At 63.1% G+C, this 21,755-nt stretch carries 19 protein-coding genes and 1 riboswitch; of the genes, 5 read left to right on the forward strand and 14 right to left on the reverse strand.

All coding sequences use genetic code 11. The features are described from left to right. Positions 1-11 precede the first annotated feature (11 nt). From B015_RS0112295 to B015_RS0112310, 4 genes are all read right to left on the reverse strand, one after another. Positions 12-1,565, reverse strand: coding sequence for an acetolactate synthase large subunit (locus B015_RS0112295; RefSeq protein WP_026227202.1), 1,554 nt, complete (start codon positions 1,563-1,565; stop codon positions 12-14). A 96-nt stretch (positions 1,566-1,661) separates the two neighbouring features. Continuing rightward, positions 1,662-3,254 carry an ABC-F family ATP-binding cassette domain-containing protein gene (locus B015_RS0112300; protein WP_018427996.1) on the reverse strand — a complete coding sequence of 531 codons (1,593 nt, stop codon included), beginning with the start codon at positions 3,252-3,254 and terminating at the stop codon, positions 1,662-1,664. Between the two features lie 127 nt (positions 3,255-3,381). Next, entirely contained in the window at positions 3,382-4,143 is a 762-nt protein-coding gene (locus B015_RS0112305; protein WP_018427997.1) for a class I SAM-dependent methyltransferase, read from the reverse strand. A gap of 176 nt (positions 4,144-4,319) precedes the next feature. Beyond that, a complete protein-coding gene (locus tag B015_RS0112310) occupies positions 4,320-5,294 on the reverse strand; it encodes a threo-3-hydroxy-L-aspartate ammonia-lyase (protein WP_026227203.1) in 975 nt (324 codons plus the stop codon). Positions 5,295-5,439: 145 nt separating this feature from the next. Here B015_RS0112310 and dinB point away from each other — a divergent pair, with 145 nt between their 5' ends. After that, positions 5,440-6,687 carry a DNA polymerase IV gene (gene dinB, locus B015_RS0112315; protein WP_018427999.1) on the forward strand — a complete coding sequence of 416 codons (1,248 nt, stop codon included), beginning with the start codon at positions 5,440-5,442 and terminating at the stop codon, positions 6,685-6,687. 1 nt (position 6,688) lies between these two features. On the opposite strand, the gene tgt is transcribed toward dinB, so the two are convergent. Genes tgt through coaD form a run of 6 tightly spaced genes read right to left on the reverse strand, consistent with a single transcriptional unit; the run spans position 6,689 to position 10,997 of the window. Then, complete coding sequence (tgt, locus tag B015_RS0112320; protein ID WP_018428000.1) at positions 6,689-7,825, reverse strand: tRNA guanosine(34) transglycosylase Tgt; 1,137 nt, start codon at positions 7,823-7,825, stop codon at positions 6,689-6,691. After that, positions 7,822-8,898 carry a tRNA preQ1(34) S-adenosylmethionine ribosyltransferase-isomerase QueA gene (gene queA / locus B015_RS0112325; RefSeq protein WP_018428001.1) on the reverse strand — a complete coding sequence of 359 codons (1,077 nt, stop codon included), beginning with the start codon at positions 8,896-8,898 and terminating at the stop codon, positions 7,822-7,824. Before queA ends, tgt begins: the two co-directional genes overlap by 4 nt. Then, a complete protein-coding gene (locus B015_RS0112330) occupies positions 8,898-9,347 on the reverse strand; it encodes a DMT family transporter (RefSeq protein WP_018428002.1) in 450 nt (149 codons plus the stop codon). Before B015_RS0112330 ends, queA begins: the two co-directional genes overlap by 1 nt. A 3-nt stretch (positions 9,348-9,350) precedes the next feature. Next, a complete protein-coding gene (locus B015_RS0112335; protein WP_018428003.1) occupies positions 9,351-9,866 on the reverse strand; it encodes a peptidylprolyl isomerase in 516 nt (171 codons plus the stop codon). Between the two features lie 25 nt (positions 9,867-9,891). Next, a complete protein-coding gene (locus tag B015_RS0112340; protein WP_018428004.1) occupies positions 9,892-10,479 on the reverse strand; it encodes a peptidylprolyl isomerase in 588 nt (195 codons plus the stop codon). Between the two features lie 17 nt (positions 10,480-10,496). Beyond that, entirely contained in the window at positions 10,497-10,997 is a 501-nt protein-coding gene (gene coaD / locus B015_RS0112345) for a pantetheine-phosphate adenylyltransferase (RefSeq protein WP_018428005.1), read from the reverse strand. A gap of 205 nt (positions 10,998-11,202) precedes the next feature. On the opposite strand from coaD, the gene B015_RS33550 reads away from it, so the two are divergent. Beyond that, a complete protein-coding gene (locus B015_RS33550; protein ID WP_018428006.1) occupies positions 11,203-11,355 on the forward strand; it encodes a hypothetical protein in 153 nt (50 codons plus the stop codon). A gap of 113 nt (positions 11,356-11,468) precedes the next feature. Here B015_RS33550 and gyrA read toward each other — a convergent pair whose 3' ends face one another. Then, entirely contained in the window at positions 11,469-14,234 is a 2,766-nt protein-coding gene (gyrA, locus tag B015_RS0112355) for a DNA gyrase subunit A (RefSeq protein ID WP_018428007.1), read from the reverse strand. A gap of 295 nt (positions 14,235-14,529) precedes the next feature. On the opposite strand from gyrA, the gene B015_RS0112360 reads away from it, so the two are divergent. Further along, entirely contained in the window at positions 14,530-15,159 is a 630-nt protein-coding gene (locus B015_RS0112360) for a MarC family protein (protein WP_018428008.1), read from the forward strand. Between the two features lie 64 nt (positions 15,160-15,223). On the opposite strand, the gene B015_RS0112365 is transcribed toward B015_RS0112360, so the two are convergent. Then, positions 15,224-15,772, reverse strand: coding sequence for a ClbS/DfsB family four-helix bundle protein (locus B015_RS0112365; protein WP_018428009.1), 549 nt, complete (start codon positions 15,770-15,772; stop codon positions 15,224-15,226). A gap of 262 nt (positions 15,773-16,034) precedes the next feature. On the opposite strand from B015_RS0112365, the gene B015_RS0112370 reads away from it, so the two are divergent. Continuing rightward, the gene (locus B015_RS0112370; RefSeq protein WP_018428010.1) at positions 16,035-16,640 is read left to right on the forward strand and encodes a hypothetical protein; all 606 of its coding nucleotides are present in this window, start codon (positions 16,035-16,037) and stop codon (positions 16,638-16,640) included. Positions 16,641-16,713: 73 nt separating this feature from the next. Here B015_RS0112370 and B015_RS0112375 read toward each other — a convergent pair whose 3' ends face one another. Both B015_RS0112375 and B015_RS0112380 read right to left on the reverse strand, forming a co-directional pair. After that, positions 16,714-17,136 (reverse strand): OsmC family protein, encoded by a 423-nt coding sequence (locus B015_RS0112375; protein WP_026227204.1) that lies wholly within the window; start codon positions 17,134-17,136, stop codon positions 16,714-16,716. A 110-nt stretch (positions 17,137-17,246) separates the two neighbouring features. Continuing rightward, positions 17,247-18,146, reverse strand: a complete 900-nt coding sequence (locus B015_RS0112380; protein ID WP_018428012.1) for an HNH endonuclease — start codon at positions 18,144-18,146, stop codon at positions 17,247-17,249. 407 nt (positions 18,147-18,553) lie between these two features. Continuing rightward, positions 18,554-18,764: riboswitch (cobalamin riboswitch) on the forward strand. A 106-nt stretch (positions 18,765-18,870) separates the two neighbouring features. Between B015_RS0112380 and B015_RS0112385 the strand changes: the two genes are divergently transcribed. Continuing rightward, positions 18,871-21,747 (forward strand): ribonucleoside-diphosphate reductase subunit alpha, encoded by a 2,877-nt coding sequence (locus B015_RS0112385; RefSeq protein WP_026227205.1) that lies wholly within the window; start codon positions 18,871-18,873, stop codon positions 21,745-21,747. Positions 21,748-21,755: the final 8 nt, after the last annotated feature.

Genomic DNA, 21,755 nt, shown 5'->3' on the forward strand with positions numbered 1-21,755 from the left:
ATTGCGTACTGCTAGAGGCGCGCCTCGATCAGGAACGGCCCGCGGCGCTTGAGCGCCGCATCGAACAGTTTCATGAACTCTTCGCATGTCGTGGCGAGCGCCGCCTCCACGCCCATGCCGCGCGCCAGCGCAACCCAATCGAGCGCCGGTCCTTCGAGGTCCAGCATCCGTGTCGCGTTCCGGCCCACGTTTTTCACACCGACATTGCGCATCTCGGCATGCAGGATGGCGTAGGTCCGGTTCGAGAAGATGATCGTCGTCACGTCGAGATCCTCACGCGCCTGCGTCCACAGCCCCTGGACCGTGTACATGGCGCTGCCGTCGGCCTGCAGGTTGATCACCTTGCGATCGGCACAGGCCACGGCTGCCCCTGTCGCCAGCGGAATGCCCTCGCCGATGGAACCACCAGTGGTCATGATGAAATCGTGCTGCGCCGAGAAGGCCGACAGCGGAAAGAAGCGGCGCCCCGATGTGACGGCTTCTTCCACAATGACCGCATTGTCGGGCAGTTTCGCCGCAACGATCACCGCCACCGCATCGTCGGTCAGCGGCCCGCTGGGCACGCCTTCGTCCATCGGCAGCGCCAGCGGCACGATCCCGCCCCGCTTCACCCCCAGTTCGTCGCGCAGCGCATCCAACGCCGCCAGCAGATCGTCGCCATGCCGAGCAAGCTTCAGCACGCTGCAATCCTCGCGCACCAGTCGGCCCGGCTTGCCCGGATAGGCAAAGAAGGCGACAGGCTCCGGCGCACCGACCAGCACCAGCACGTCGATGTCGCGCAGGAAATCCAGCGCCATGTCGATCGGATATGGAATGCGCCCCGGCGCTGTCCGTCCGCGGCCGCGCTGTGTGTGGGCGACAAGCACCTCGTTGAACAGCTGGACATTGCAGTCGCTGGCGATCCGTCCGGCAAGCTCGAGCCCGTCGGCCAACACGGCAGATCCGCTCAACACCATGCCGACCCTACCGGGATTGGCGCGAATAGCCTTCGCGACTTCACGAATGGCATCGGGATCCGGCGGGCGCGGCGGGTCGAGAACCACTTTCGCGACCTGCCTCGCGCCTGTCGGCTCGCCCCAGGCCGCATCGGCCGGCAGGATCAGCGTCGCCACGCCGGCAGGCGAAAGCGAAGCGCGATAGGCCGCCTCCGCCGCTGGCCCGACGTCATCCGGGCCGCGCACCCGCCTTACCCAGTTCGACATCGGCCGCGCCAGGGCGTCGATGTCGCTGGTCAACGGCGCATCGAGCGGCAGATGGTAGGAGGCGTGGTCGCCGACGATGTTGATCATAGGCGTGCGGGCGCGCCTTGCGTTGTGCATGTTGGCAAGGCCATTGGCCAGCCCCGGCCCCGTATGCAAAAGCGTGGCCGCCGGCCTGCCCGTCATCCGGGCGTAGCCGTCGGCCGCACCGGTGACGACATTCTCGTGCAGCCCGAGGATGCAGCGCAACTGCGGCTTGCGGTCGAGTGCCGCCACGAAATGCATCTCCGACGTGCCGGGATTGGCAAAGCAGACATCGACACCGTTGAGCAGAAGCACGTCAGTCAGCACGTCGGCTCCATTCACGTGCGTCGTTCGCCCGGCTTCGCTCATCGTCTCATCCCCAATATTCGGCCCCATCTTCGCCAGATAGCGACACGGCACAAGCCGGCTCCGCTCACCTCATGTTGGTGCAGGCTTAATCTCGACCCGCCTGGTGATGCCGATCGCGTCGAGGAACGCCTGGTCGTGGCTTACCACCAGCAACGCCCCGTCATAAGCTCGCAATCCCGCCTCCACGGCCTCGACTGACTCGATATCCAGATGGTTGGTCGGCTCGTCGAGGATCAGCAATGGCGGCGGCGACTTGCCGCCGAGCACGCAGGCAAGCCCTGACCGCAGCATTTGCCCGCCGCTCAGACTGCCCACGATCTGCAGCGCCGCATCGGCACGGAACATGAAGCGAGCCAGCGCCGCCCGGCAGGCATTTTCGTCCGCCTTGGGGTTGATGCGCCGAAAGTTGTCACGGATCGAAGCCTTGGCATCGAGCAGCCCGACCTGCTGGTCGAGCATGGCATAACTGGTCAGCACGGAGACGCTGCCTGCCCACGGCTCGAGCTTTCCCGAGATCGCCCTGAGCAGCGTGGTCTTGCCCGATCCATTGCCGCCGCTGACGGCAACACGCTCCGGCCCGGTCAGATCAAGCGAGAAGTCGCTGATGACCGGTTTTCCCGGTTCGTAGCCTGCCGACAGCCCGCCGATCCGCAGCACGGCCTTGCTCGACGGCAGGCCCGTCGAAGGCAGCTTCCGCGAGATCTGCTGCAGCACCTCGATCCGCTCTCGGGCGGCCGCTGCATCCGCCTCCGCCTGGACACGCCGGCGCTCCGTCAGGCGGATGTTTTCACCCGAAGTGTTCTCGGCGCGGTTCTTTAGCCCGTTCATCAGGATGCGCGGCATGTCGCCCTTAGCGGCCTTGCGTTTGCCGGTGCCGTCCTTGCGCGCCTTGCGTTCCGCCGTCGCCTGGGCCTTCTGGGCAATCTCCGATACCCGCCTTTCGGCATCGACCAGATCGTGCTCAGCTGTGACCAGCTCTATCGCCTTGCATTCGCGATAATGGCTCCAGTTGCCGCCATAGCGTGTCGTCCCCAGCGACGTCAGCTCGACGATGGCGTCCATCGTGTCGAGCAACTCGCGGTCGTGGCTGACGACAATGGCGCCGCCGCGCCAGCCGGCCAGCAGGTCGATCACCGCCGCCCGCCCGTCGCGGTCGAGATTGTTGGTCGGCTCGTCGAGCAGGATGAAGTCGGGCTCGCCGAAGATCAGCGCCGCAAGCCCGGCGCGTGTGCGCTGCCCGCCTGAAAGTGCTGAAAGCCCGGTGTCGGGTTCGGCGCTCAGCCCGACGCGGGCCAGTGCCGCCCCAATGCGCGCCTCCAGCGTCCAGTCCGCATCGGCGAGTTCATCGACATCTGCAAGTCCGGCCTCGGCCCGGCGCAGCAGGTCCAGCCCTGTCGAAACGCCGAAGAGGTCGGCCACGGTTTCGCCAGCAGATACCTGCGCCGCCTGGCGCAGCAGTCCCAGCGTCCCGCTGACCGACACCTTGCCGGCCTGCGGTTGCAGGGAGCCAGATATCAGATGCAGCAACGTCGACTTGCCGACGCCGTTGCGTCCGACAAGCCCCGAGCGGCCGGCCTCGAAATTCAGCGATAGATCAGAAAGAAGTATCCGGCCGTCAGGCGTGGACCAGGAAATATTCGACAGAGAGATTGATGCAGGCATGGAATTCCCCAATGGCAAAGCGGTTCGGCGTTGCTGTCGGGTCAAAATCCATTGATGCACACATCCTGTTGAAATTGCTGATGGCCGCTAAATAGTCGAGCTGCCGCAAAGGTTCAAGCCACTGAATTCATTCCGGCCGGCCCGCCTCGAAGCTGATCGTGTCACAGCCCTTGGCCGGCGCCTGCCCGTAGCGATAGTCACCCGAGGCAACGACATCGACGAAACCCGCCTCGCGCAGAGCCATGGCGAACTCCTCGACGCCCCACCAGCGCAGGCTGAACAGCTCGAGCTCGGTGTCGACGAGCTTGATGTCCTTCCATAGCTCGTAGCGCAAATGCGTCACCGTCGTCTGCGCGACGTAGTCGGTCGAAACACGCGTGTCGGTCAGCGTCAGCAGGTCGCCTTTCCCCGTGTTCCAGCTACGCACCCGGCCGCCCTCACCCAGGAAGCCGCCGATGGCATCGAGGTCGATCATCAGCCTGCCACCGGGCACCAGATGATCGAAGAACCGCCGCAATGTAGCCTTCGCCGCAGCCACATCGGTGATCAGTTGGAACGAGCCCAGCGGCACGACGATCACCGCGAACCTGCGCTCGCAGCTGAAGTTCTCGAACGTCCCGCGGCTCAGCCGCGCCTCATCGAGCGAACGCTCCGCGCAAGCCGTGCGGCAATGGCCGAGCATTTCCTCCGACGGATCAAAGCCCCAGATATCCAGGCCGGCCTCCAGCATCGGCACGAAGAACCGGCCATTGCCGACGGCAGGCTCCAGCAGCGGGCCCGTGCATTCAGAAAGACGTTCGCGATAATATTCGATATCGCCGAAAGAGCGGCCGACAGGCTTGTCGAGATTGTAGACCCAGGAAGCAAGCGTTCCGTATCTGTTGTTCATCCACGATTGTCCCTGGCAATTTTCGCCGACCTTCACGAGGCCGAGCACAGCTGCGCCATAGGCTTGACTTGCTTGCCGCGTCCAGCCACGAAATCTTCAGAGCGGAGCTTTGCGCTTTGGCTGTGGCCTGGACACCACGTCTTGCGACATGAGAAATTACAGGCTCCGGCCGGATATCAGGCCTGTGCGAAAAACCCACTCAGCGCCTTCAGGTCGACATTGCCGCCGCTGAGCACGATGCCGACGCGCTTGCCTGCGCAGTCGATGACACCGTTGAGCGCTGCAGCCGCCCCCAGGCAGCCGGTCGGCTCGACGATCACCTTCATGCGTTCGGCAAAGAAGCGCATCGTCGACACAAGCTGCGCATCGCTGACGGTGACAATATCGTCGACCTTGGCCTGCAGGATCGGGAAATTGTTGTCGCCGACAAAAGTGGTCAGCGCCCCGTCGGCGATCGACTTGGGCGGCGCGATGCGCACCACCTCGCCCTTGCGCAACGACTGCTGACCGTCATTGCCTGCCTCCGGCTCGACGCCGATGACGCGGCAGCTGGGAGCCAGCGCCTTGGCACTCAGCGCGCAGCCGGCAAGCAGGCCACCACCGCCGAGCGGGGCGATGAGGATGTCGAGTTGCCCGACTTCGTCGATCAGTTCCAGTGCCGCCGTGCCCTGGCCGGCAATGATGTCTGGGTGATCGAAGGGCGGAATCATGGTCATACCGCGCGCCTCCGAGATGCCCCGCGCGATCGCCTCGCGATCGTCAGTGTAACGGTCGAAGAACACCACCTCCGCGCAATAGCCCCTGGTTGCTGCGACCTTGATCTCTGGTGCATCCTTGGGCATCACGATGACCGACGGCGCGCCGAGGAGCGTTGCTGCATATGCGAGCGCTTGCGCATGATTGCCGGAGGAATAGGCGACGACGCCCTTTTGCCTGGCTTCTGATGACAGCGCCGAAACCGCATTGTAGGCGCCGCGAAACTTGAAGGCGCCAGCCCGTTGCAAATTCTCCGCCTTGAAGAACAGCTCGCCGCCAACCTTGGCATTGGCTGTACGCGAACTCAGCACCGGCGTCCGATGCGCGTGGCCGGCAATGCGCGAAGCCGCAACCTTGACGTCTTCGAAAGTCGGAACGCGCGGCGAGACGGTCATGAGATTCTCCTTGGATCGCGCAGCACCATAGTCGAGACCAACTGTTTCCATAAGCCCGCACCAGGCGACACCGCTTGCGCCAGCGCTTGACTTTTCGCGCACATGTTCTCTTTATGTTCCATTTCATTTTCACCAGATCGCCCCCATGGAAAGCGCAGCCACCATCCTGCATGCCGACCTCGACGCCTTCTATGCGTCGGTCGAGCAACTGCTCGACCCGAGCTTGCTGGGCAAACCCGTTGCCGTCGGCGGTGGGGTGGTGCTCGCGGCGTCTTACGAGGCCAAGGCCTTCGGCGTCCGTGGCGGCATGCCGGGCCGCCGCGCCCGTGAATTGTGCCCCGGGCTGATCTTCGTCGGCGGCAATTTCAGGGAATACCAGCGGCTGGGAGACGCAGCGATTGCGGTGCTTGGCGATTTCACGCCTGTCGTCGAGCGCATTTCCATCGACGAAGCCTTCGCCGATGTCGCCGGCTGCACCCATCTCTTCGGTTCGCCAGAGGAGATTGCGCAAGAGATCCGACACAGGGTTCGCACCGAGCTCGGCCTGCCGATCTCGGTCGGCGTCGCCCGCACCAAACATCTCGCCAAGATCGCCTCGCAGGTCGCCAAACCCGACGGCCTTGTCCTGGTCGGTGAAGGCACCGAAATCGCCTTCCTGCACGGACTGCCCGTCGGCCTGATGTGGGGCGTCGGTCCTGCGACCGAAACGCGCCTGGCTGATGCCGGCATCACCACCATCGGCCAGTTGGCCAATTCCAACCGGCAGGTGCTGGAACGCCTGCTCGGCCCTGCCGCGGGCGAAAAACTATCGGCACTTGCCTGTAACCGCGATCCGCGCCGTCTCCAGCCGCATCGCCGCGCCCATTCCGCCGGCGCCCAGTCGGCGCTCGGCATGAAGCTGGCACGACCCGAAATCTACATCCCCGCCCTGCGCCATCTCGCCGACCGCGTCGCCTCGCGCCTCCGCGCCAAGTCGCGCCCAGGGCGCACCGTTACCGCCCGCGTCCGCTTTGCGGATCTGCGTTCGGTGACGCGGTCGATCACCTTGGACGCACCGATTTCCGCCACCGCGATGATCTCCGAAATCGCGGAGGAACTGGTGCGCGGCGTACTTGCCCAATATCCCGGCGAACGCACCATCTCGCTCTTGGCAATCTCGGTCTCGCATCTGGAGGAACATTCGGGCCTGCAGCTCGAACTGCCGCTGGGCCTCGCCGACGACAAGCACCGGCCGGGCACGCAAAAGGGCCAGGCGCGCTGGGGCGCCGACCGCGCCATGGACGCCATCCGCGAACGTTTCGGCTGGGGAGCAGTCGGATACGCCTCGGTGGCACTCGGACGCGCAGGCTCGGTGCCCGATGCCTTCCGCGAACTCGCCGAAAAGGAGCTTTAGCTCAGCCTTTGTGCAGCGGGATATCGCCCCGCGCCCAGCCTTCGCTGATCTCGGCGGTCCGATCGGCAAAGCGCCCGGCCTCGATCGAGGCGCGGATTTCGCTCATCAGATGCTGGTAATAGGACAGGTTGTTCCAGGTCAGAAGCATCGCGCCCAACGACTCGCCCGACTTCACCAAGTGGTGCAGGTAGGCACGGCTATAGTCGCGCGCGGCCGGGCAATCGCTCTCTTCGTCCAGCGGACGCGGATCGTCGGCGTGGCGGGCGTTGCGCAAATTCACCTTGCCGCGACGGGTGTAGGCAAGGCCGTGACGCCCGGCACGGGTCGGCATCACGCAGTCGAACATGTCGATGCCGCGCGCCACCGATTTGATGATGTCGTCAGGGGTGCCGACGCCCATCAGATAGCGCGGCTTCTCGGCCGGCAGTTCCGGACAGGTGATGTCGAGCATGTCGAGCATCACCTCCTGCGGTTCGCCGACCGCCAAGCCGCCGACGGCATATCCCTTGAGGTCGAGCGCCTTCAGTGCCTGCGCCGAGCGCACGCGCATGTCGGGAATGTCGCCGCCCTGAACGATGCCGAACATCGCCTTGCCGGGCTGGTCGCCGAAAGCCGTCTTGCAGCGTTCGGCCCAGCGCAGCGACAGCTCCATGGCGCGCTGGATTTCCTTGGGCGTCGACGGCAATGCGGTGCATTCGTCGAGTTGCATCTGGATGTCGGAATCGAGCAGGCCCTGAATCTCGATCGAGCGCTCCGGCGACATCTCATAAGGCGCACCATCGATATGCGAGCGGAAGGTCACGCCCTTTTCACTGATCTTGCGCAGCTTCGACAGCGACATCACCTGAAAACCGCCGGAATCGGTCAGGATCGGATGCGGCCAGAGTGCAAAATCATGCAGGCCGCCGAGTTTGGCCACGCGTTCCGCGCCGGGGCGCAGCATCAGATGATAGGTGTTGCCCAGGATGATATCGGCGCCAACGCCGCGCACCTGGTCCATATACATCGCTTTGACAGTGCCGCCGGTGCCCACAGGCATGAAAGCCGGAGTACGGATGGTGCCGCGCGGCATGGTGATTTCGCCACGCCGCGCCTTGCTGTCGGTCGCGAGCAGCTTGAAGGTGAACTCAGAACTCATCGGTCGTCCCTGAACAGCAGGCTGGAGTCGCCGTAGGAATAGAAGCGGTAGCCGTTCGAAATGGCATGCGCATAGACTTCGTGCATGCGCTCCAGCCCGGCAAAGGCCGAGACCAGCATGAACAGCGTCGAGCGCGGCAGATGGAAATTGGTCATCAGCGCATCGACGAATTTGAAGCGGTAACCGGGCGTGATGAAGATGTCTGTCGGGCCTGACCAGGCGGCCAGCGTGCCGTCGGCGCGCGCCGCACTCTCCATCAGGCGCAGCGAGGTGGTGCCGACGGCGACCACCTTGTTGCCCCGCGCCCGCGCCGCATTCAACGCAGCCGCGGTCTCGGCCGAGACATGGCCGATCTCGGCATGCATCTTGTGCTCGGCGGTATCGTCGGCCTTCACGGGCAAAAAGGTGCCGGCGCCGACATGCAGCGTCACGAACTGCTTTTCGATACCGCGTGCCTCGAGCGCCGCAAACAGCTCGGGTGTGAAATGCAGGCCGGCGGTGGGCGCTGCGACCGCGCCCTCTTCGCGGGCATAGACGGTCTGATAATCCTTGCGGTCGCGCTCGTCATCATCGCGCTTGGAGGCGATATAGGGCGGCAGCGGAATGTGGCCGACGGCATGCAGCGCCTCGTCCAGCGCTGGTCCGGCGAGATCGAAGGCCAGAAGCGCCTCGCCTCCCTCGCCTTTTTCGATCACGCTGGCGTCCAGCTGCCCGAGCATGCAAGCCTCGGCGTCGTGACCGAACTGGATGCGGTCGCCGACCGCCACCCGCTTGCCCGGCCGCATGAACGCCAACCAGCGGTCAGGCGCAGTGCGCATGTGCAGCGTCGCGTCGACATGGGCGACAGCCTCGCCGCGCACCCGACGGCCCTTGAGCTGAGCCGGGATGACGCGCGTGTCGTTGAGAACAAGCACGTCGCCGGGCTCGAGTAACGACGGCAGGTCGCGCACCGACAGATCAGCCAGCGCTTCGCCTGGGCGCACGCTGAGCAGCCGCGCCGTGTCGCGCGGTTCGGCAGGACGCAGCGCGATGCACTCTTCCGGCAGTTCGAAATCGAAAAGGTCTACACGCATCAGTAGATACGGATCATCAGTGCGCCTGCGAGCAGCAGCATGGCGCCGACGATGCGACCCATGGAAATCTCACGTACGGCAACACCCAGCAGGCCGGCCTTGTCGACCAGCATGCCGGCCAGCAACTGTCCCGCCACAAGGAAAGCCATCAGTGCTGCAGCACCGATACGCGGGGTCAGAAGCACCGAGCTCGTCACATAAACAGCGCCCAGCGCGCCACCGGCCACGAACAGCCAGGGCGCCGGTGCTTTCCAGTCAATGACCAGACCTTGCGTGCGGGTGGTGAGAACGGTGATCACGCCAAGCACGATCGCGCCGGACAAGAACGAAATCGCAGCCGCCGCGACGGGCACACCCAGCCCGCGCGCCAGCTGCGCATTGATTGGAGCCTGAATGGCAATGAAGGCGCCCGCCAGAACGCCGAGAAGCGACCAGAGAGCGCCAGCCATTTCTTACTCCGCGACGTCCGCTGCAACCTTCAGCGACACGATCTTGTCGGGATCCTGCACCGGCTCGCCGCGCTTGATCTTGTCGACATTTTCCATGCCTTCGATAACCTGGCCCCAGACCGTGTACTGGCGGTTCAGGAAGCCGGCATCCTCGAAGCAGATGAAGAACTGCGAGTTGGCCGAGTTCGGGTTCTGCGAACGTGCCATCGAGCAGGTGCCGCGGCTGTGGTTCATGTTGTTGAACTCGGCCTTCAGGTCCGGCTTGTCCGAGCCGCCCATGCCAGCGCGCGACGGGTTGAACGACGACTTGGTCGAGTTGCCGTACTGCACGTCGCCGGTCTGAGCCATGAAGCCCTCGATGACGCGGTGGAACACGACGCCGTCATAGGCGCCCTCGCGAGCCAGTTCCTTGATGCGGCCGACATGGCCGGGGGCGAGGTCTGGCAGCAGTTCGATGACCACCTTGCCCTTGGTGGTTTCCATGATCAGCGCGTTTTCGCGATCCTTGATCTCGGCCATTGTGAAAGTCCTTCCTTGCTTCAGGTTATTTCTTGTCCGCGGCGATGCGGACCTTGATCATGCTGTCTGGGTCGCTGACGACGCCGTTCTGCGCCGCGTCGCCCTTCTTGATGCCGTCGACCAGATCCATGCCGCTCTCGACATCGCCGACGATGGTGTACTGACCGTCGAGCGAGGGCGCTGCGTCGAACATGATGAAGAACTGCGAATTCGCAGAATTCGGGTCCTGCGACCGGGCCATGCCGACAACGCCGCGCTTGTAATGCTCCTGCGAAAACTCGGCCGGCAGGTCCGGCAGCTTCGAGCCGCCCATGCCGGCACGCGCCGGATTGTAGTTGTTGTTCTGGTTGCCGAACTCGACGTCGCCGGTCTGGGCCATGAAGCCGCCGATGACGCGGTGGAACACGACATTGTCATAGGCGCCTTCGCGCACCAGCGTCTTGATCTGCGCCACATGCTTGGGCGCGAGGTCGGGCCGCAGCGCAATCGTCACATCGCCGCTCTTCAGCGTGATGATCATGGTGTTTTCGGGATCGGCAGCGAAGGCCGCCACCGAACCGGCCAAAAGGCCTGCAAGAACAACGAATGACGAGGCAAGCTTCTTGAGCTGCATGATCGGAAACTCCGGGATTATTTCGCGAATTTTGCCGTGAGCGCGCCGGCGACCGCCGCCGGCACGAACGGGCGGATGTCGCCGCCCATAGAAGCTATCTGGCGCACAAGTGTGGCGGTAATCGTGCGGACCGAGGGGCTCGCCGGCAGGAACACCGTCTGCAGTTCGGGCGCCATGGTCTCGTTCATGCCGGCCATCTGCATCTCGTAATCGAGGTCGGTGCCGTCGCGCAGGCCGCGGATCATGATCGAGGCGCCCTGCTTGCGCGCCGCGTCGATCACCAGCCCGTCGAAAGCCACCACCTTGATGCGTCCGCCATCGGCACCAAACTCGGCCTTCGTCGCTTCCTCGATCAGCGCCACGCGCTCCTCGAAGGAAAACAGCGGCTTCTTGCCGGGATGGATGCCGATTGCGGCGTAGACGATGTCGGCCACGGCCAACGACGCCTTGAGGACGTCGAGATGGCCGTTGGTGAGGGGGTCGAAGGACCCGGCATAGATGGCGATGCGATCTGTCATGGGCTGCTTCTAGAACATCGGCGCCGAAGGTGGAAGCGCACTTTACCGCCAAGTTGGGCAACGCCGCCGTACGCTTGGTTTACAAAATGAATGCGGGATGAACGGCAATCTCAGGATCGGTTCAAGCGGACGTGAATAAATCATCTCTACGATAGATGAAACCAAATAGCGGTTCGTCCGTTGTTTCAAGCAGGAGAACAGCGCCATGATGATCTATATGCTCGCCGCGGCCATGACTCTGGCCATGCTTGTCGCCACCGCTTTCGCGCTCCACCAGGAGGCGCACCGCGTCCGCACCAAGGTGCAGACGGCCCGCGTGCAGCTGCCGGGCTGGCGCAACCAGCGCCTTCCGCGCTGACCGATTTCTGCCCCTCCAGGCAAAAGCGGCGCCTCATAGGCGCCGCTCTTTTCTCTTCAACAAACCGGCTCAAACACTTGACCCAGCACTGTTAACGGCGCTGGATCAGCATATCAGCCTTCCTCGTTGACCGGATCTTCGCCGTTAGGCGCCTCGTCGCCCTCTTCCTCGCCCTGCGGCTCGGAGATGCGCTCGACCGAAACCACCTTCTCGCCTTCAGCGGTATTGAAGATGGTCACGCCCTTGGTGGCGCGGCTGGCGACGCGGATGCCGTCGACCGGCACGCGGATCACCTGGCCGCCATCCGACACCAGCATGATCTGGTCGTCGCCGCCGACAGGGAAGGTCGCGATCAGCTTGCCGATCTCGCCCACCTTCGAAACGTCGGTGGCGCGGATACCCTTGCCGCCGCGGTTGGTCAGGCGGAAGTCGTAGGACGACGAACGCTTGCCATAACCATATTCGCTGACAGTCAGGACCATCTGCTCATGCGCCTTGAGCTCTTCATAACGCTCAGCGGAGAGGTCAGTCGTCTCGCCCACATCCTCGTTCGTCAGCGCGATATCGTCCTCTTCGGCACCTGACATCTTGCGCTCGGCCACCGCCTGCTTGAGGTAGGCCGCACGTTCGGCCGGGCTTGCCTCGACATGCTCGATGATCGCCATCGAGATGACGCGGTCGCCGTCCGCCATGCTGATGCCGCGCACGCCGACCGAATTGCGGCTCTGGAACACACGCACGTCGTCGACGCGGAAGCGGATGCACTGGCCGGAATCGGCGGTCAGAAGCACGTCGTCATTGTCGGTGCAGGTCTCAACGCCGAGGATCTCGTCGCCTTCCTCCTCCAGTTTCATGGCGATCTTGCCGTTGCGGTTGACCTGAACGAAGTCGCTGAGCTTGTTGCGGCGCACGGTGCCGCGCGTGGTGGCGAACATCACGTCAAGCTCGGCCCAGCTGGCCTCGTCCTCCGGCAGCGGCATGATCGTGGTGATGCGTTCGCCCTGTTCGAGCGGCAGCAGGTTGATCAAGGCCTTGCCGCGCGACTGCGGATTGCCGATCGGCAGGCGCCAGACCTTTTCCTTGTAGACGATGCCGCGCGACGAGAAGAACAGCACCGGCGTGTGCGTGTTGACCACGAACAGCCGGGTGACGAAATCCTCGTCCTTGGTCGACATGCCCGAGCGGCCCTTGCCGCCGCGACGCTGCGCCCGGTAGAGCGAAAGCGGCACGCGCTTGATGTAGCCGGAATGGCTGACCGTGACGACCATGTCCTCGCGCGGGATAAGGTCCTCGTCTTCCATGTCGGAGCCGGCATCGGTGATCTCGGTACGACGCGGCACGCCGAACTCGTCGCGCACGACGACCAGCTCGTCCTTGACGATCTGCTGGATGCGGGCCCGCGACGACAGAATGTCGAGATAGTCTGATATCTCGGCGCCAATCTTGTTGAGTTCGTCGGCGATTTCGTCGCGACCCAGTGCCGTCAGGCGCTGCAGGCGCAGTTCCAGGATGGCCCGGGCCTGCTCTTCCGACAGGTTGTAGGTGCCGTCATCGTTGATGCGATGGCGCGGATCGTCGATCAACCGGATCAGCGACTCGACGTCGGACGCCGGCCAGCGGCGCGTCATCAGCTGGTCGCGCGCCGTCTGCGGATCGGGCGCGGTGCGGATCAGCTTGATGACCTCGTCGATGTTGGCAACCGCAATGGCCAAGCCGACCAAGATATGCGCGCGGTCGCGCACCTTCTTGAGCAGGAACTTGGTGCGGCGGCTGATCACCTCTTCGCGGAAGGCGACAAACGCCTTCAGCATGTCGAGCAGCGTCAGCACCTCCGGCTTGCCGCCATTGAGCGCCACCATGTTGGCGCCGAACGACGTCTGCAGCGGTGTGAAACGATAGAGCTGGTTGAGGATCACCTCGGCATTGGCATCGCGCTTGAGCTCGATGACGACGCGATAACCCTGACGGTCGGACTCGTCGCGGATGTCGGAAATGCCCTCGATGCGCTTGTCGCGCACCAGTTCGGCCATCTTCTCGATCATCGAGGCCTTGTTCACCTGATAGGGAACTTCGGTGATGATGATCGCTTCGCGGTCGCCGCGGCTCTGTTCGATATTGACCTTGCCGCGCATGACGACAGAGCCACGCCCGGTCGAATAGGCATTGTAGATGCCCGAGCGGCCAAGGATCAGGCCACCGGTCGGGAAATCCGGACCGGGGATGATCTCCATCAGGTCGGGCAGGTCGATACCAGGGTTCTCCATGACGGCGATGGCGCCGTTGCAGACCTCGACCAGATTGTGCGGCGGGATGTTGGTCGCCATGCCGACGGCGATGCCGCCGGCACCATTGACCAGCAGCGCCGGGAAGCGTGCCGGCAGCACGCGCGGTTCCTGCCCCGAAGCGTCGTAGGTGTCCTGGAAATCGACCGTATCCTTGTCGATGTCCTCGAGCAGTTCGTGGGCGACCTTGGTCAGGCGCGCTTCGGTGTAGCGCATCGCTGCAGGCGGATCGCCGTCGATCGAGCCGAAATTGCCCTGCCCGTCGATGAGCGTGACGCTCATCGACCAGTCCTGGGCCATGCGCACCAACGCATCATAGATCGAGGCGTCGCCGTGCGGATGGTATTTACCCATCACGTCGGCAACGGGGCGCGCCGACTTCACATATTTGCGGTTCCAGTGGTAACCGCTCTCATGCGAAGCGTAGAGGATGCGCCGATGCACCGGCTTCATGCCGTCGCGCACGTCGGGCAGCGCACGGCTCACGATCACGCTCATGGCGTAATCGAGGTAGGAGCGCTGCATCTCCTCGATGATGGAAATTGGCTCGATGCCGGAGGGACCGTCAGGTCCACGCGGTGATTTCTGGTCGGTCAACTTTGATCACGCATGTTGGGAATCATTTACCCCTTATATAGGATCGCGCCCGTGAAGACCAACTTCGGCGGCGCTTTTCCAACGCTGATTTTGCACGTCATTTCAAATGGATAGCTTAGGCTTCCAACATTGCGGCGACATGTCCGTCATATTCTCGCCGCCATTGTGCCCGGTTGCCACGAGATGCCGTTGGGGAAGCTGGCAAAACCGGCAAAAATGGCCGCTGCATGACCGATTTTGGCACTGGCGCGGCAACTGCGGCCGGGTTAGCCTGCGTGCGACGGGGAGGTGCCGAATGACGCTTTTCGACACTGTTTTCAATGCCTTCGTGACAATCCTCGTGACCATCGACCCCCCGGGTCTGGCGCCGCTCTTCCTGGCGGTGACACGCGGCATGAACCGCGAGCAGCGCGTTCAGGTGTCAATCCGCGCCAGCGTCATTGCCTTCGCCGTGCTCGCCCTGTTCGCCATTGCCGGCGCCGCCATCCTCAAGGTTTTCGGCATCACCCTGCCCGCCTTCCGCGTCGCGGGCGGCTTCCTGCTGTTCTTCATCGCCTTCGAAATGGTCTTCGAAAAGCGGCAGGACCGAAAGGAGAAGATTTCGGATGTCGCCATCACCCGCGACCACATCCACAACATCGCCGCCTTCCCGCTCGCCATCCCGCTGATCGCCGGTCCGGGCGCGATTTCGGCCACCGTGCTGCTGTCGGGCTCCTTCAGCGGCTGGACCGGCCAGCTGGCGCTGGTCCTCATCATCCTCGCCTGCCTGGCTCTGACCTATCTGGTCTTCATCCTTGCGGAGCGCATCGACCGCTTCCTCGGCCAGACTGGCCGCTCGATCCTGACGCGACTGCTCGGCGTCATCCTTGCAGCCCTTGCCGTCCAGTTCGTCGCCGACGGCATCAAGGAACTGGTGGCGATGTAGACCCTGGCTGCACGACGGGCCGCGATGCCCTGCGCCGTTTTCTTGAGCAGCAGGCTAGCCCAGGTCAGACCGCGACCGCAGCGCGTTTCAGCGCGGCGATGTCAGGCTTCACCCTCGCCTTTTGCCATTTGCGCAGGCGGCCACGTGCATTGGCATAGGGCGACGAGGTGTTGAACTGGATCATCCGACCCATCGTGTATTTTTCATACCAGGGTGCGCCATAAAGCTCGGCATCCGAATATTCTTCGACCAGCGCCACGATCCGCATCTTCGCATCCGCCAGGCGCTCAAGCAGGGCCGACCAAGTCAGTCCCGCATGGTCTGCATAGAATTTCCCGGCAAGCCTGCCGAGTTCGTTCCACTTGAAGCTTGTGTCGGGGAAATCGACAGCGAGGCCGGCGCGGCGGCGTTCATGCCATTTCAGCACCAACTCGTTCCAGCCGATCAGATAGGCGACGAGGTCGCGCACGCTCATGATGGTGCCCTTCGCATGACCTTCCAGCGAAACCTCGCCGGCCAGCGCTTCCGGCACCGTTGCCAGGTCGCGCCACAACTTGCCGAAGCTGCTGTCGATCGCCTCAAGCAACTCGGCCTTGTTATCTGGAACACTCATCTTTCAACTTTGCCTGCCCGCGCGATTCGAAGTTGCCGTCCAAGACATACCACCTGCTGCATCGCCCTTGGCCGACCGCAAGCTTTAGCACTTGCGCGCTGGCGCAGACTGATGGTCCGCGAAGTGTGCCGGCGGCTGGAGCGCCGCCAGCTGACGAGCCGTGGCCATTCGAAGCGTTCGAAGCCGAGAAGCATGCTATCCGAAAATCGATTCCGATTTTCGGATCTATGGGCTAGGTCATCGGCTCAAAGGATCCGCTGCCATGAAACACCCAGAAGCTCCCGACCACGATGCCTGGTGCACCTGGCATCCCCGAGAGCTGGCGGCGCGGCTGACCGGGGTCGACAGGCCCTGGTGCGTGGTCGGCGGCTGGGCCCTCGACCTCTGGCACGGACACCAGACCCGCGATCACGAGGATCTCGAATTCACCGTCCTGCGCGAGGACTTGCCGATCTTTCGCAGCGCGCTGAAGGGCGTCGCCTTTTTCACCGCTGGCGGCGGCATTGTCGAATACCTGCCCGAAGGCAGCACCATCCCGGCGTCGATTTCGCAGGTGTGGTGCCTGGACGTTGCCGATAACTGCTGGCGCGTCGACATGATGGTCGAACCGGGCACGCCGGAAAGCTGGGTCTGCAAGCGCAACCAGTCGATTGTCCGCCCCCGCGCCGAGATGGTCGGCGTCACCGACACCGGCATCCCCTATCTCAAGGCTGCGGCGATCCTCTTGCTCAAGGCCAAGCACCAGCGTGACAAGGATGAGTTCGACTTCCGTACCGCCTTGCCAAAACTGGAGAAGGCCGAACGCGACTGGCTGGGAGCCAGCCTCGGGGCAACGCACCCCGGTCATGACTGGATAAAGCTGCTCTAGACAGGCACCGGCCGGGTCTGATCAAGCTGCGCCCGAAACGCCACGGCCCGGCCGCGATCCATCCGGCAATCGCTCAGTTCGAGGTGTCGATGACCTCGAAATCATGGGTGATTTCGGCCGTCTTGGCCATCATCGCCGAAGCCGAGCAGTACTTCTCGACCGACAGCTCGATGGCGCGCTTGACCTTGTCGGACGACAGCTTCTTGCCCTTGACGATGTAGTGCATGTGGATCTTGGTGAAGACCTTGGGCTCGGTCTCGGCGCGGTCGGCATCCATTTCCACCACCACGTCCTCGACCGCCTCGCGGCCTTTTTCAAGGATATGGACGACGTCATAGGCCGAGCAGCCGCCAGTGCCGAGCAGCACCAGTTCCATCGGGCTCGGGCCCGGCGTCCGGCCTTCCGCGCCATGCGAGGTGCCGAGAACCAGCTTATGTCCGCTGCCGGACTCGCCAACGAAGGTGCGATCCTCGACCCATTTCACACGTGCTTTCACGAAGACGTCCTTCCCAATCAAAAAATGCCAGCAGGCAACAACCGCAGACTCTATCGTCAGCTAGCGCGGCGGATATCGATGCGCAAGGCACAGAGCGGTTACTCGTACGCTCAGTGCTTGAAGCAGTTTTCTCTGTGCCATCGCAGAAAGTGCGGATGAGGCCGATCCGACCCGCGCGTCGGCACAAGCGCTCGCCCGGTACGATTGATAATCCCGCGAATGCCATCGGCGTCGTTCGCTTGTCGGGAAATCAGGATCTCAAGCTCATCCGACAGGCTGATGAGCCCTCTGTCAAACATCCAGTGCGCAGTGCCGGATAGCGCAATGCCATTGCTCACGACATCGGGACCGCTGGCTTCCACCGGTCGGATATGCGCAGCTTCGACCTCAGCGCGTCCCCCGCCGTTGATGAGTTTTAGTCCGGTGACCGCACAGCGCTCGTCATAGGCGCGCAACACCACCTGCCGGAAAACGCGATCGCGCACGATGCGCGAACTGAGAAATGACGTCCGCTCCCGGGCTTCTTCGAAAACGAACGGCGTCTGCTCCTCCGCGAAGCCGTCGACAGACAATTCGGGGTCATTGCGCGGAAGTAGTGGCTCCGCCTGATCCAATCCGAGGCTGACGATCCGACCGAAGTCGCTCGGTGACAGTGCTCGAACAGCAGATTGCGCTCGCCCCGAGATAGCGCCGGCATCGTTCAAGAGACCGCGCTCAATCACGCCCGCGTCATTGGAGAACGGCACCGGTCTCGCGAAATCGAGATAGCTGCCAGGCTCGATGATCGCCAAGAACATACCTGGAACACTTGGATCGTTTATGACCTGCTGGACCCTGGCAACAGCAAAATACCCTTTGGTGTCAGCCACCTTGCGAGGTTCATAATAAATGATCCAGTCACCGACGCAGGCTTGAACTCTGCCGAAGTACTGCGAAGGAAATTGATAGCGCTCCGCCGGACTATCGTCGTAGATCGAATCCGACCTGTGAATGAAGACCCCATACCCCATAGGCCTTCCGTAGCGCGAACATCCGGGAATTGCGATCTGAAAATCTTCGAATTGTCGCAGGTTTTCTCAAAGATCAGCCAGAGGGGCATCTCGATTTCGCCGCTCGGAACTACCCGATAACAGGCGCATCGGGGCCCTGCAGCGAGGTCAACGCATAGGGGCGTCGTGCATGCCTTTCGCTGCAGCCTCTTCACAACACCCCAAACATCACAGATGACAGCGCCGATTCATGGCTCCTGTTCAACAGAGTAGCCGGGCAAGCGATCGACAAAGAGGTCGCGCCAGTTGCCCCGTGGGGGCCTGCTTGTCCAGCTCAATGGACGTTTCTCGGTCCAGATGGACATTGCGTTGAGCATCATCCACGAATTCCTCAGCACCCACATATTGACCATCCCCGTTATTTCACCACTAAATATACAAGTCGTGGTTCTTCCGAGTCGATTTCGGCCCGGGAGCTAAGAGGGAAGTCGGTGCCTCGAAAGGGAATGCCGACGCTGCCCCCGCAACTGTAAGCAGTGAGCTTGCGTCGAATAACGCCACTGATGCGATCGCATCGGGAAGGCCGACGTAAGTAATGACCTGCGAGCCAGGAGACCTGCCGTGACGGATTGATCGAACCTCGGGCGGGGTGTCCCGGCGGTGCGCTTGCAGTCGCATGGCCGATGGCATTTTGCGTCCAGCAGCGTTCCCGGCAAGCCCCGTCCGCAACGCCACGGGGATAGAGATGCCGGCGACTTCGACACAGACCTCCAACGGGATCGCTGCGATCCCTGTTTCCAATCCTAGAAAAGACACGACGGTGGCAGAACCTGCCTATCGCGTCATCCGCCGCAATGGCGGAGTCACGCCCTTCGATCCGACCAAGATCACCGTGGCGCTGACCAAGGCCTTTCTTGCAGTCGAAGGCTCGGTTGCCGCCGGATCGCGCCGTGTCCATGACGTGGTAGAGGAACTCACCGAGCAGGTGTCGACTGCGCTGGCGCGCCGGGTCGGCGAAGGCCGCACCATCCACATCGAGGACTTGCAGGATCAGGTAGAGCTCGCATTGATGCGCGGCGGTCATCACAAGGTGGCCCGCGCCTATGTGCTCTATCGAGAAGAGCGCGCCAAGGAGCGGCAGGCCGAGAAGGAGATCGCGGCGCTGCCCTCTCCCTCGCTTCAGGTCCGGCTCGACGACGGAACTCTTACCCCGCTCGACGATATCAGGCTGTCGCACATCGTCGAGGACGCCTGCCAGGGACTGGAGGCGGTAGCGGCAGCGCCCATTCTCACCGAGGCTCGGCGCAATCTCTATGATGGCATCACGCTGGACGAACTGTCGCTGGCACCGATCCTCGCAGCGCGCACTCTGGTCGAGCAGGAACCGAACTACGCCTTCGTCTCGGCGCGGCTGCTGCTGGATCGCCTGCGGCGCGAGGCGCTGAGCTTCGTGTCCGGCCGCCCCGAGCAGGCTACGCAGGACCAGATGGCCGAGCGCTATCCCTCCTACTTCGGTGAGTTCGTGGCCGCCGGCATCGAGGCCCATCTGATCGACCCTGAGCTCGGCCGTTTCGATCTCGTCCGGCTGGGCGCAGCCCTCAAGCCCGAGCGTGACCTGCTGTTCCAGTACCTGGGCCTGCAGACGCTTTACGACCGCTACTTCCTGTACACCAGGGGCAAGCGTATCGAGCTGCCGCAGGCTTTCTTCATGCGCGTCGCCATGGGGCTGGCGATCAGGGAGATCGACCGCGATGCCAAGGCAATCGAATTCTACGACCTTCTGTCCTCCTTTGACTTCATGGCCTCGACCCCTACCCTGTTCAACTCGGGCACGCTCAGGCCTCAGCTGTCGTCCTGCTTCCTCACCACCATCGGCGACGATCTCGACGCGATTTTCAAGGGCATCAAGGACAACGCCCTGCTCGCCAAATATTCCGGCGGACTCGGCAATGACTGGACCCCGGTGCGCGGCCTCGGCGCCCACATCAAAGGCACCAATGGCGAGAGCCAGGGCGTCGTGCCCTTCCTCAAGGTTGCCAACGACACGGCCATCGCCGTCAACCAGGGCGGCAAGCGCAAGGGTGCGGTCTGCGCCTATCTGGAGACCTGGCACATCGACATCGAGGAGTTCCTCGACCTCAGGAAGAACACAGGCGACGACCGTCGCCGCACCCATGACATGAACACCGCCAACTGGGTGCCCGACCTGTTCATGGAGCGCGTCGAGGCGGATGCGGAATGGACGCTGTTCTCGCCGGACGAGACCGCCGACCTGCACGACCTCTACGGCAAACCGTTCCGCACGGCCTACGAAGCCTATGAGGCCAAGGCGGCAAGCGGCGGCATCAAGGTTCACCGCAAGGTTCGTGCCGTCGATCTGTGGCGCAGGATCCTGACCATGCTGTTCGAGACAGGGCATCCCTGGGTGACGTTCAAGGATCCCTGCAACATCCGCTCGCCACAGGGCCATGTCGGCGTGGTGCATTCGTCGAACCTCTGCACCGAAATCACGCTCAACACGTCGAAGGACGAGGTCGCGGTCTGCAATCTCGGCTCGGTCAACCTCGCCAACCACGTGACAGACAAGGGCCTTGACCTCGAACGCCTGGCCAAGACCGTCAGCACGGCCATGCGCATGCTCGACAATGTCATCGACATCAACTTCTACACCATCCCCGAGGCGCGCCGCTCGAACCTCCGGCATCGCCCCGTGGGCCTCGGCCTGATGGGCTTCCAGGATGCCTTGCAGGCGCTGCGCATCCCATACGCTTCCAATGCTGCCATCGCCTTCGCCGACCAGAGCATGGAAGCGATCAGCTACCACGCCATCTCGGCCTCGGTGGATCTTGCCGCCGAGCGAGGCAGCTATCCGACTTTCGAAGGTTCGCTGTGGTCGAAGGGCATCCTGCCCGTCGATTCCATCCGTCTGCTGGAGGAGGCACGCCCAAGCGTGGAGATGGATGCATCCTGCACACTCGACTGGGAGGCCCTGCGCAAGCGCGTCAAGAAGACCGGGATGCGCAACTCGAACACCATGGCGATCGCGCCGACTGCGACGATCTCCAACATCTGTGGCGTGTCGCAGTCGATCGAGCCGGGTTACCAGAACCTGTTCGTCAAATCGAACATGTCCGGTGACTTCACCGTCGTGAACGCCCAGCTCGTCCACGACCTCAAGGTCCGAGGTCTGTGGGACGAAGTCATGGTGTCCGATCTCAAATATTTTGACGGCTCGGTCGGCCAGATCGACCGCGTGCCCGACGATCTCAAGGCACTTTATGCCACCGCCTTCGAGATCGAGCCAAGCTGGTTGATCGAGGCAGCCTCCCGCCGCCAGAAGTGGATCGACCAGGCTCAGTCGCTGAACCTCTACATCGCCAATCCCAGCGGCAAGAAGCTTGATGATCTCTATCGCCTGGCTTGGCGCAAGGGGCTGAAGACGACCTACTATCTGCGTTCGCGTTCGGCCACGCATGTCGAGAAGTCGACGCTCAAGGGCACCGACGGCAAGCTCAATGCCGTCTCGGCCAGCGTCGCTGCCACGCCTATCGAGATCGATACGAATGCGGCTTGGGGCAAGGCCTGCCCAATCGACGACCCCACCTGCGAAGCCTGCCAGTGATCGGCCCG

The sequence above is a fragment of the Hoeflea sp. 108 genome (assembly GCF_000372965.1).
Lineage (GTDB): Bacteria > Pseudomonadota > Alphaproteobacteria > Rhizobiales > Rhizobiaceae > Aminobacter.

What these genes read in the sequence shown, in the direction of transcription:
- B015_RS0112300 (WP_018427996.1), bottom strand. Translation starts at nt 3,254, where the DNA reads ATGCCTGCATCAATCTCTCTGTCGAATATTTCCTGGTCCACGCCTGAC.
- B015_RS0112305 (WP_018427997.1), bottom strand. Translation starts at nt 4,143, where the DNA reads ATGAACAACAGATACGGAACGCTTGCTTCCTGGGTCTACAATCTCGAC.
- B015_RS0112310 (WP_026227203.1), bottom strand. Translation starts at nt 5,294, where the DNA reads ATGACCGTCTCGCCGCGCGTTCCGACTTTCGAAGACGTCAAGGTTGCG.
- dinB (WP_018427999.1), top strand. Translation starts at nt 5,440, where the DNA reads ATGGAAAGCGCAGCCACCATCCTGCATGCCGACCTCGACGCCTTCTAT.
- tgt (WP_018428000.1), bottom strand. Translation starts at nt 7,825, where the DNA reads ATGAGTTCTGAGTTCACCTTCAAGCTGCTCGCGACCGACAGCAAGGCG.
- queA (WP_018428001.1), bottom strand. Translation starts at nt 8,898, where the DNA reads ATGCGTGTAGACCTTTTCGATTTCGAACTGCCGGAAGAGTGCATCGCG.
- B015_RS0112330 (WP_018428002.1), bottom strand. Translation starts at nt 9,347, where the DNA reads ATGGCTGGCGCTCTCTGGTCGCTTCTCGGCGTTCTGGCGGGCGCCTTC.
- B015_RS0112335 (WP_018428003.1), bottom strand. Translation starts at nt 9,866, where the DNA reads ATGGCCGAGATCAAGGATCGCGAAAACGCGCTGATCATGGAAACCACC.
- B015_RS0112340 (WP_018428004.1), bottom strand. Translation starts at nt 10,479, where the DNA reads ATGCAGCTCAAGAAGCTTGCCTCGTCATTCGTTGTTCTTGCAGGCCTT.
- coaD (WP_018428005.1), bottom strand. Translation starts at nt 10,997, where the DNA reads ATGACAGATCGCATCGCCATCTATGCCGGGTCCTTCGACCCCCTCACC.
- B015_RS33550 (WP_018428006.1), top strand. Translation starts at nt 11,203, where the DNA reads ATGATGATCTATATGCTCGCCGCGGCCATGACTCTGGCCATGCTTGTC.
- B015_RS0112360 (WP_018428008.1), top strand. Translation starts at nt 14,530, where the DNA reads ATGACGCTTTTCGACACTGTTTTCAATGCCTTCGTGACAATCCTCGTG.
- B015_RS0112365 (WP_018428009.1), bottom strand. Translation starts at nt 15,772, where the DNA reads ATGAGTGTTCCAGATAACAAGGCCGAGTTGCTTGAGGCGATCGACAGC.
- B015_RS0112370 (WP_018428010.1), top strand. Translation starts at nt 16,035, where the DNA reads ATGAAACACCCAGAAGCTCCCGACCACGATGCCTGGTGCACCTGGCAT.
- B015_RS0112380 (WP_018428012.1), bottom strand. Translation starts at nt 18,146, where the DNA reads ATGGGGTATGGGGTCTTCATTCACAGGTCGGATTCGATCTACGACGAT.
- B015_RS0112385 (WP_026227205.1), top strand. Translation starts at nt 18,871, where the DNA reads ATGCCGGCGACTTCGACACAGACCTCCAACGGGATCGCTGCGATCCCT.